Origin of the sequence: Methylobacterium sp. E-005 (assembly GCF_022829725.1) — a bacterium.
In the GTDB taxonomy this organism is placed as follows: Bacteria; Pseudomonadota; Alphaproteobacteria; order Rhizobiales; family Beijerinckiaceae; genus Methylobacterium.
Genome location: NZ_JAKSYG010000156.1, coordinates 18,942 through 28,591 on the forward strand (window position 1 = coordinate 18,942; position 9,650 = coordinate 28,591).

Sequence of the window (9,650 nt, forward strand, 5' to 3'; positions counted from 1 at the left end):
TCCTGTCGCGGGCTGGCCCCTACTGCTTCGGCACGCCGGCCTGCTCGATCACGGTCTTCCACTTCTTCAATTCCGAGTCGGCGAACCGGCCGAGATCCTCCGGCGTCCCGCCCTCGGGCACGCCGCCGGTCTCCACGATGAACTTCGCGAAGCCGGGCTCCTTGAGCATCGCGTTCACGGCCGCGTTGACGCGATCGACGATCGGCCGTGGCGTGTCGGCCGGCGCGAAGAGCCCGAACCAGGCGCTGACGTCGTAGCGCGACAGGTCGGCGCTCTTGGTGGCCTCGGCGAGCGTCGGGATGTCGGGGGCCTGCGGCGAGCGCTTCAGCGTGGTGACCGCCAGCGCCTTCAGGTTGCCCGCCGTCACGTAGGGATAGACGGACGGCATGTTGTCGAAGATCATCTGCGTCTGGCCGCCCATGACCGAGACGAGCGCCTGGGCGCTGCCGTGGAACGGCACGTGGGTCATGCTGATCCCGGTGAACGCCTTGAACATCTCACCCGAAAGGTGCGTCGAGGCGCCCGTCCCAGAGGAGGCGAAGTTGAGCGCGTCAGGATGGGCCTTGGCGTAGGCGATGAGTTCGTCGACCGAGTTGATCGGCAGCGTCTTGTTGACGGCCAGGATGTTGGGGATCGTCTCGATGAACACGATCGGCACGAAGCTCTTGACCGGATCGTAGCGCAGCTCCGTGTAGAGGTTCGGCGCGATGCCGTGGGACGAGACCTGCCCGAGGAACAGGGTGTAGCCGTCGGGCTTCGCGCGGGCGGCGAGCGCCGTGCCGAGCGTGCCGCCGGCCCCGGGCCGGTTGTCGACCACGACGGTCTTGCCCAGGGCGCCGGACAGGCCCTCCGCGACCTTGCGGGCCAGGATGTCGGTGGCGCCGCCGGCCGAGTAGGGCACGATGATCGACACGGTCCGCGCGGGCCAGGCCGCCTGGGCCTGGGCGCCGCCGCCGAGTGCCAAGCTCGCGCCGAGCGTGAGGCTTCCTCCAAGCGCCAACACGCCCAGGCCGCGCCGAGTCAGAGATGCCACGGTGTCCTCCCGATTGGACTGTTGTTTGACCGTCGTTTCTTGTGTCGTGTCGGTCTTCGAGGCGTCAGGCGGAGCCGATCGTCATCCCGCCGCACACGTAGAGAACCTGCCCGGTCACGAAGCCCGCGCGATCGGACAGGAAGAAGCTGACGGCGTCGGCCACGTCGTCCGGGGTGCCGAGGCGCGCCACCGGCACCGCGCGGATGATCGCCTCGGTGCGCGCGTCGCCCGGCGGATTGACCGCGTCAAACAGGCTCGTCCGGATCGGGCCCGGCCCGACGGCATTCACCGTGATGCCGTGGCGCCCGAGTTCCAGCGCCCAGGTCTTGGTCATCCCGTGCAGGCCGGCCTTGGTCGCCGCGTAGACGGTGCGCAACTCCTTGCCGAGGGCGACCCGGCTGGAGATGTTGACGATCCGGCCGCGGCCGGCTGCCTTCATCCCCGGCAGGAGCGCCTGTGCGCAGAGGATCGGCGCCTTGAGGTTCACGGCCGCGACGGCGTCGAGGCTCCCGGGATCGGTGTCCTCCAAGGCGGCGGGCGCCACGATGCCGGCATTGTTGACGAGGCGGGTCACGGTCCGGCCCGCGATGGCGTTCGCGAGCGTCCGCGGCAGCGCGGCCGCGTCGGACAGGTCGGCCTCGATGAAGCTGTCCAGGGCGTCGTGCTCCGGCTTGACGACGTCGAGGACGATGACCTTGAAGCCGTCCGCCGTGAGGCGCTGCGCGATCGCCCCGCCGATGTTGCGGCTGCCGCCGGTGACGAGGGCGTAGTCGGGCATCGTCAGGCCTCGTAGGGGATCGACTTGTCGACGAGGTCCCAGATGAAGCGGCCGCTCGGGCGCTGCTGCTCCTCGGCGATGTGGGCCACGAGCCCGGCGGTGCGGCCGATCAGCGAGAAGCCGCGCATAAGCTCGACCGGCACGCCCATCTCGCCCAGCAGGGCCGCGGTGGCGCCCGTGGCGTTGATGGTGATGTGCCGGCCCGCCCGCTGGTCGACCACCGTCGACAGGAGGCGCAGGGCGGCGACGTGGCGTCCGTCGAGGCCGTTCTCCGCGCCGATCTCCAGGAGACGGACGGCGCGGGGATCCTCCGGGCGGTGCAGGTGGTGGCCGAAGCCCGGCATGTGGACCCGGCGGGCCCTGTGGTCGTCCACGACGCGCTCCGCGAGCGCGCGCTGCGCGTCCGCCTCCAGGGCGACGAGCTGGTTCAGGATCCGGGCGTTGTTCTCGACCGTGCCGACGAACTGGCTGCCGACCGCCAGCAGGCCGGCCGCCACCGCGCCCTGCATGTTCTCCGGCGCGCTCATGTAGATCGAGCGGGTCGCGATGGCGCTCGGGGTGAAGCCGTGCTCCATCATGGTGATCATGATGGCGTTGAGGACGCGGCGCTCGCCCTCCGAGACATCCCGTCCGAGGATGTGGGCGGCGGCCTCCGCGACGAAATCGGGCGTCGCGCCGGGCTTCAGGATGTCGGTGACGAGGTTCTTCTCGCGGTAGTAGATCGCGTCCGTGGTGTGATGGCTCAGGGCCGTGGTCGGCGTCTTGGTGCTGCTCATGGCTGCGGCCTCTCCCGGGCGGTACGCGCGATATGGTCTTCGACCAGAATCTGCTTCTGCAGCTTCCCGTAATTGTTGCGCGGCAGCGCCTCGTAGACGGCGATCGACTTCGGTGCCTTCACCGAGCCCAGCCGGTCCTTGACGAAGCGGATGATCTCCCCGGGATCCGCCACCATGCCGGCGCGCAGCTCGACCGCGCCGTGGACCGCCTCGCCCCACTTGTCGTCCGGCACGCCGAAGATCGCGCAATCGGCCACCGCCGCGTGCTGGCCCAGCACCGGCTCGACATCGGCCGGATAGACGTTGAAGCCGCCCGTGATGATCAGGTCCTTCGCCCGCCCCTTGATCGACAGGAAACCGTCCTCGTCGAAGCTTCCGAGGTCGCCCGTGAGGAGCCAGCCGTCCCGGATCGTCTCGGCGGTCTTGTCCGGCTGCTTCCAGTAGCCCGTCATGACGAGGTCACCGCGGATGGCGATCTCGCCGTAGGCGCCGGACGGCAGGATGGTACCCTCGGGATCAAGAATCACGACCCGGGTCAGCATCGTCTCGCGGCCGACGGTGGCGCGCTTGTCCGGGCGCATGAGCTCCTCGGCGGAGATCATGGTGGCGATCTGCGGTGCCTCGGTCTGGCCGTAGGTCGACGCGATGCAGGGGCCGAACACGGACTGCGCCTGCGCGATCGCATCGGGGCGCATCGCGGCCGAGCCGTAGACGAGGTTGCGCAGATGCGGGTAGGTGCCGCGCCGCGCCGCCGGGAGCTCCATCATCATGTAGATCACGGTCGGCGGCAGGAAGGTCGTGGCGATGCGCTCCTCGGCGAAGCAGCGCAGGATCTCGTCCGGCCGCGGCTGATCGCGCAGGACGAGCGTCCCGCCGGTGGCCAGCGTCGGCAGGATGTAGGTCGAGGTGCCGTGGGTGATCGGCGCGGCCGCCAGCAGGCGCTCGCCCGGCTTAAGGCCCCAGGCGGCGATCTGGGTCGCGATGTTGGTGTTCCAGGCCCGGTAGGGCTGCATCACCCCCTTGGGCTTGCCGGTGGTCCCGCCGGTGAACTTGATCGCCTGCGTCGCGTGGAGCGGCTGCGCGTGGAAGCGCGGCGCCGCGCCCGCATGGGCCCGGGCGAGGCCGCCCGTGGTGCCCGCGCCCCCGTCCGGATCCGCCACCAGTATCGCGGCCCCGGCGCCCTCGACGAGCGCCCGCGCCCCCGCGTCGGCGATCACGATCGAGGCCTCCGTGAAGGCGATGCCGAGGCCGATCTCGGCCGCCTTGTTCTTCGGATAGAGCGGGACCCAGACCTTTCCGGCCGCCAGCACGGCGAGCCATGCCACCACGTGCTCGACGTGGTTGAAGCAGCAGATGCCGACGCGCGATTGCGGCTCCGGATCGAGCGCCTGCAACCCAGCCGCGAGCGCCCCGGCGCGCGCGGCGAGATCCGCATAGGTCACCCGCGCGTCGCCGAACTCCAAGGCGATCGCCTCGGGGGTCCGGGCCGCCTGACGGTGGAAGAGGTCGATCGGGTACATCGGTCAGGCCGCCTCGGCTTGGAAGCCGGCATCCGTGACGGCGCGGCGGAGGGTCTCGGCGATCCCGGCGCGGGCGTCGGGGTGCAGGTGGGAGATCGTGTTGGTGACCGAGAGGGCGCAGACGACTGCGCCGTCCCGGAACACCGGCACCGCCAGGGCGCCGATATCCGGAATGATCAGCGCCTCGTTCACGACGTAGCCGTCGCACGGGAAGCGCGCGCAGGCCTCGCTCACCAGGGCGGCCGTGAGCTGCCCGTATTTGAGGTAGCGTTCCGCCTCGCGGGCGATGATCGCCGCTTGTGCCTCCGCGGGCTGCGCCGCGAGCAGGGCGAGGCTCGCGGCGCCGACGCCGAGGGGACGCCGCGCGCCGACCTTCAGGGTGCTCACGAGGACCGGCGCGCGCCCCTCGATCACGTCGATGCAGAGCGCTTCGCCCTGGGACGGAACCGACAGGTTGACGAGGCCCCCGAGCGTCCGCTGCGCACGCTCAAGGGATGGGCGCAGCGTCTTGCGCAGCTGCAGGAACTCGAGATCGGGACCGGCCCGGTTGACGATCTCGTAGGGCATCAGCCCGAGGAAGTAGCGCTTCGAGTAGGGGTCGAAGTTCAGGAAGTTCTCGTCGACCAGGGCCGCGAGCAGGCGATGGGCGGTCGCGACATGGAGGCCGGTCCTGGTCGCGGCCGCGCTCAGGCTGACGCCCTTCTGGCTCCGCTCGGCGACAACCACCAGCAACGCCAGGGCCTTGGAGAGCGACGACCGAGATCCCGCCTCGGCCGGCGCAGCTGTCTCCAGCAGCATCGTGTCCCCCCGATCGTCTTATTCGTTGGGGCCAATGTGCAGCCGCGGCTTCGGGACTGTCCAGCACAGATCTCTCGGGGTGCGAAATTTCCTTCTCGACAGACGAGAAGGATTACAGGGAGATATCGGCGGTCGACCTGTCGGGGACAGTTTGCGCTCGACTTGGCGGCCGGCACCCTTGGTCATCGTGGGCGCAGCGGAGCGACCCAGGGCAGCGCGACCGCGGTCGATGTGGCTCTGACGGGATTGCTTCGCTGCGCTCGCAAGGACGGTGGCCGCGTGCGGTGCGCTCAACCCCGAACCGATCTGAAGAACAACGTCATCGCGGCGGGGGCGGACAGGCCTCGAAAGGACCGGCTCATAAGCCGTCGCCGGCATGCTCCGGATCTCACCGAAGGTCCGGCAGACACTCACACCATCGCGTACGGGGCGCGCGCGCCAGCGGCTTCCCTGCGTTCCGCACCCGTGTGGGAGACCTGTCCGGATTCGGCACTCGCCCAGCTTACGGGCGATGGCGGCGCCTCGGCCTCGAAGACGGTGCGCCCCGCCACGGCGTTGACGATGACGGCGCTGCGCCACGCCATCAGGCTGAGCTGCGGCTCCGCGATGCCGTGGCTGATCAGGCCGCCATTGAGCACGAAGACGCGGTTCTGCACCGGCCCGTCCCAGGACGCCGCGAAGTCGGGGCCGATCTGCGGGCGCCCGGTCGCGTCGAGGGCGAGGCGGTCACGCAGCGGGCCGAGGCAGGGCGGCAGCGCGAAGCGGTAACCGGTCGCCAGGATCACGAGGTCGGCCTGCGCCGCTTCGGTGCGCCCGTCGAAGCCGTTGCGCATCAGGAGGCGGTAGGATCCGCCCGCCCGGTCGACGTCCAGCACCGCGCGATGGGGCATCAGGCGCGCCGCGACCGGCGCCCTGGTGGCGTCCGGCTCGGCGAGATGGCGCAGGGCGTAGAGGCGTCGGTAGATGGCCTGCAGGGTGGAGGGCGAGATGCCGTCGCCCGCGAGCTTCTGGTGCGCCACGATGGCGCCGCGCCGCGCCTCCGGCAGGGCATGGAAGCGCTCGACATAGCCGGGCGTGAACAGCTCGTTGGTGAACGGCGTCGCGTCGATCGGCTGGAAGTTCGGGCGGCGGCTGATCCAGTCCAGCGAGGCTGGGGCGCCCCGGCCCCGGTTCAGCAGGGTCAGGACGATCTCGGCGCCGCTCTGGCCGCCGCCGATCACCGCGACCCGTCGGCCCGCGGTACGGTCGAGGAATGAGGCAGCCTGCGCGCTGTGGACGTGATCGCGCGGGTCGAGCTTGCCCGCGAAGGCCGGCAGGTTCGGCTGCAGGCCGACGCCGAGGGCGATGTTGCGCGCCCGGACCAGACCGCCATCGCCGCGCAGGCGGAACCCGCCCGCCTCGAAGCGGACCTCGTGGATCGCCGTGCCGAAGCGCAGGCTTGGCAGCCGGGCCGCGACCCAGGCAAGGTACTGCGCGAATTCCTGCCGCGGCACTGCCCCGAACTCGGCGTTGAGGAACTCGTAGAACCGCTTCTGCGCCACGAGATAGGCCAGGAAGCTCCAGGGGCTCGTCGGGTTCACCGCCGTGACGAGATCCTTGAGGAAGGAGGTCTGCAGCGCGGCCTCCGGGAGCATCATGCCGGGATGCCAATCGAAGGCCGGGGCCCGATCGAAGAACAGCGCGTCGATGTTCGCGACCGCGTCGAGCTGCGCCGCGAGGCTCAGGTTGAAGGGGCCGATGCCGATGCCGGCGAGATCGAGCGGGTGGTCCGTCATGATGCGAGAAGCCCTGCCTGGGAGCCTGTCCGTGAAGCGGCCCGAGCCGCCGCGGCGCTGTCTGCGCGGTGGAGGGGGTTGATCAGGTCGCTGCCGAGCCGCGGCACCGGCCGGAGGTTCGAATCGCCGTAGCCGAGGGCGAGGCGGACGCGATTGATGCAGACCCGCGGCACGGTCGGCGTGAACAGATCGAACAGATGGAAGCGGTCGGCGAGGTCGGGATGCCGGGCTTGATACCGGCGCAGGACCCGGGCCAGCGCGCCGTAGAAGGCGATCTCCGGCACGCCCTGGTCGCGCAGCAGCGCGTCCGAGACGAAGCGCAGCAGGCTCGCGAAATGCCCGGTCTGGAGATGCTGCAGCAGATGGGCGGCCGGGCGGCGCAGGAGCGTCTCCCGCACGCCCGGCGGCAGGTCCTGGCTCTCCGGGAAATCCTGATCGACGAGATCGGCATCGCCCTGGAAGTCCTTGAGCGCCACGCCGCAGGGCACGCCGTCCCGCAGGATCAGGGTGACGTTCTGGCCGTGGGCGATGAAGCCGACGCCGTAGCGGCAGAGGAAGTGGTAGAGCGGCACCGCCACATGGTCGAAGAGCCGCTCCAGCCACGCCTCCGCGCCGAGGCCCGAGCGCGCGACCAGGATGCCGACGAGGGGGCGGCCCTGCGCGTCCGCCTTCAGGAGCGCGCCCATCATCAGGGCGGCGGTGCCGGGTTCGAGCCGGCCCTCGATGCCGTCGCGCCAGATCACCCCCAGCATCTCGCGATACTGGTAGGGCGCGTCGGCGATCCGCTCGTAGACGGGGTGTGGGTAGAAGGCGCCCGCCCGCTCCCGCAGGATCACGGTGCCGGCAAGCGCGGGATCGCGTGCGGCCATGTCGGCGAGCCAAGCCGAGAAGGCCGGCCCGATCGCCATGTACTTGCCGGGCACGCCCCGCCACGCCGAGGTGTTGAGGATCGTCAGGGCGAGCTTCACGTCGAGCCGGCCGCCCGATTCCGCGCGCGCCAGGGTGCGCAGGGATTGCAGGGGCCTGTAGGCCCGGCCGAAGGTCCCGAGCGGGACGAGGCGCCCGGCCGCGATCTCGCCCGCGAAATGCAGGACGATCCGGTTCTGCCACTGCCAGGGATGGACCGGCAGCAGCAGGAACCGCTCCGGATCGACGCCGCGCGCGCGGCAGGCTGCCGCCAGGCGGGCCCGCTCGGGCTCGGCGAGGGCGTCGGCGACGAGATCGGCCTCCGCGAGACCGGGTTCGCGGTCGAAGCGGCAGGCGGCCCGGTCGGCCGCGACCCAGAACAGCCGGATCTCCGGCTGGAATTCCGGCGCGTAGGCCTCGAACTCGGCCAATCCCCAGCCGATCCGGCCCTTGCTCGCCGGCGCCTTGGGGTGGCCGTCGAGATAGGCCTGCAGGATCCGGTCGCTCAGGGCCAGCAGCGCCGGCCCCGTGATGTCCCGGCCGAGCGCCGCGATCCGGGCATCGGCCACCAGGGTGCTCAGCACCTCGGCGATGTAGGTGCAGAGCGTCGCCGGCGCGATCTCCAGCACCCGGCTGGCGTCGACCAGGAAGCCCGCCGCATCGCCGGCCGGGCACGCGCGGTCAGCGGCGACGCGAACCAAGCTTTCGGGGTCTATCGCGAGGTTGCCCCAGATCCGGCGCTCGGCCCGGAAGCGGTAGGCGATTCCCTCGTCGAGGCGCAGCAGCCATTGCGTGGCGTCGCGCTCCGTCGGCTCGGGCGCGAGCGCTTCCTCGAAGGCGAGTTCGGCGATGGTCTTGGCGATGAGCGCGCGGTTCAGGTCGAGCCAGAGCGGTGCGGTCACCGGGCCGCCCCCCGGCAGGGGTCCGGCGCTCACAGGGGCACCGTGCGGAAGAAGCGTTCGCGCTCGCAGCAGACAAGGGCCGCCCGCTTGTGGGGGAAGTCGAATTCCTTGAGCGTCTCGTAGGCCGCGTCCGCGCAGTAGCTCAGCATCTTGCGGTGCGAGGCCCGCGGCTCGCCCATGATCCGCCGGGTGCGGGGCTCGTCCAGGAACAGGTAGTGGGTCACCGCCTTGAACCACGCCAGCGTCTTCGGCCGGCCGAGATGGGCGGCGTTGCCGATGAGCCCGTGCCAGCCGCGGTCGAAATCCTCCGCGTCGTAGTAGGGGCCGAGCCGGTCCTCCTTGGCCCAGTAGAACTCGAAATAGCCGACCGGCACGTCATCGAAGCTGCCGATCACCCCGAACAGGTGCGGATCGGCCTCCTGGTCGGCGAGGTAGCGGTCGAGCTCCGCCGTGCCCTGCGCCAACTCCCAATAGTAGGCGACCCGGGGCTGGTTCATCCATTCGTGGAAGAGTGCGAGGTCGCGCCGCCGGTCGATGGACCGGAACGACAGAGTCGTGCCGAGATGGGGCAGCCAGCGCCGGTACAGCGTGCCGTTCGGCTGCGGCGGCCGCAGGGGCGGTAGGCGGTCCTGCGGCCCGACATGCGAGCGGATCGGCGGGTAGGCGGCCCGCGTCCCCGGGTCCAGCCAGAGCAGCGGGAGCTGGTGGAACGGCGCGCGCTCGATCAGCGCGTCGGGCGCAGCGCCCGGTTCCGAATGACTCGCGCCGGCCAGGGCGAGGAGCGCCGGGGCGCCGCCGAGGCCGGTGACGCGCAGGCGCTGTGCGTCCGGGCAGCGCTGGAACGCGGCCTCGACCAGGGCGGCCACGATCGCGGTCTCGCCGGGGTGCCGGCCGTCCGGGTGCAGGATGTCGAGGGTCGCCGTGTCGGCGTCGCCCGGCCCGCGCAGCTCCGCCTCGGCGATGGTCGCGCCGCCGCGCGTCGCCCGGAGCCGGGCGGTGTGGGCGTCGCGGGGCAGGCTCTCCACGGCCAGGGCCTCGCCGGCCACCGGCCAGTGCCGGCTCGTTCCCCTCCAGCCGTCGAGGGGGATGCCGACGAAACTGTCGGCGCGGGTGCGCAGGGTCATGGGCGGACCTCCGCGGAATCGACGGCGAGCGGGTTGGG

At 71.2% G+C, this 9,650-nt stretch carries 8 protein-coding genes; all 8 read right to left on the reverse strand.

Annotated features, from left to right (window positions below; all coding sequences use genetic code 11):
* Positions 1-19: 19 nt before the first annotated feature.
* Positions 20-1,033, reverse strand: a complete 1,014-nt coding sequence (locus MKK88_RS17085) for a Bug family tripartite tricarboxylate transporter substrate binding protein (RefSeq protein ID WP_244001730.1) — start codon at positions 1,031-1,033, stop codon at positions 20-22.
* A 64-nt stretch (positions 1,034-1,097) separates the two neighbouring features.
* On the reverse strand, positions 1,098-1,811 hold the full coding sequence (locus MKK88_RS17090) for an SDR family NAD(P)-dependent oxidoreductase (protein WP_244001732.1): 714 nt from the start codon (positions 1,809-1,811) through the stop codon (positions 1,098-1,100).
* Between the two features lie 2 nt (positions 1,812-1,813).
* Positions 1,814-2,587 (reverse strand): citryl-CoA lyase, encoded by a 774-nt coding sequence (locus MKK88_RS17095; RefSeq protein ID WP_244001734.1) that lies wholly within the window; start codon positions 2,585-2,587, stop codon positions 1,814-1,816.
* A complete protein-coding gene (locus MKK88_RS17100; RefSeq protein ID WP_244001735.1) occupies positions 2,584-4,107 on the reverse strand; it encodes a class I adenylate-forming enzyme family protein in 1,524 nt (507 codons plus the stop codon). Before MKK88_RS17100 ends, MKK88_RS17095 begins: the two co-directional genes overlap by 4 nt.
* A 3-nt stretch (positions 4,108-4,110) precedes the next feature.
* The gene (locus tag MKK88_RS17105) at positions 4,111-4,905 is read right to left on the reverse strand and encodes an IclR family transcriptional regulator (RefSeq protein WP_244001737.1); all 795 of its coding nucleotides are present in this window, start codon (positions 4,903-4,905) and stop codon (positions 4,111-4,113) included.
* Between the two features lie 410 nt (positions 4,906-5,315).
* Positions 5,316-6,680 (reverse strand): lysine N(6)-hydroxylase/L-ornithine N(5)-oxygenase family protein, encoded by a 1,365-nt coding sequence (locus MKK88_RS17110; protein WP_244001739.1) that lies wholly within the window; start codon positions 6,678-6,680, stop codon positions 5,316-5,318.
* On the reverse strand, positions 6,677-8,521 hold the full coding sequence (locus MKK88_RS17115; RefSeq protein WP_244001741.1) for an IucA/IucC family protein: 1,845 nt from the start codon (positions 8,519-8,521) through the stop codon (positions 6,677-6,679). The genes MKK88_RS17110 and MKK88_RS17115 overlap by 4 nt, the downstream gene beginning before the upstream one ends.
* A complete protein-coding gene (locus MKK88_RS17120; protein ID WP_244001743.1) occupies positions 8,518-9,612 on the reverse strand; it encodes a GNAT family N-acetyltransferase in 1,095 nt (364 codons plus the stop codon). The genes MKK88_RS17115 and MKK88_RS17120 overlap by 4 nt, the downstream gene beginning before the upstream one ends.
* Positions 9,613-9,650: the final 38 nt, after the last annotated feature.

What these genes read in the sequence shown, in the direction of transcription:
- MKK88_RS17090 (WP_244001732.1), bottom strand. Translation starts at nt 1,811, where the DNA reads ATGCCCGACTACGCCCTCGTCACCGGCGGCAGCCGCAACATCGGCGGG.
- MKK88_RS17110 (WP_244001739.1), bottom strand. Translation starts at nt 6,680, where the DNA reads ATGACGGACCACCCGCTCGATCTCGCCGGCATCGGCATCGGCCCCTTC.
- MKK88_RS17100 (WP_244001735.1), bottom strand. Translation starts at nt 4,107, where the DNA reads ATGTACCCGATCGACCTCTTCCACCGTCAGGCGGCCCGGACCCCCGAG.
- MKK88_RS17095 (WP_244001734.1), bottom strand. Translation starts at nt 2,587, where the DNA reads ATGAGCAGCACCAAGACGCCGACCACGGCCCTGAGCCATCACACCACG.
- MKK88_RS17120 (WP_244001743.1), bottom strand. Translation starts at nt 9,612, where the DNA reads ATGACCCTGCGCACCCGCGCCGACAGTTTCGTCGGCATCCCCCTCGAC.
- MKK88_RS17105 (WP_244001737.1), bottom strand. Translation starts at nt 4,905, where the DNA reads ATGCTGCTGGAGACAGCTGCGCCGGCCGAGGCGGGATCTCGGTCGTCG.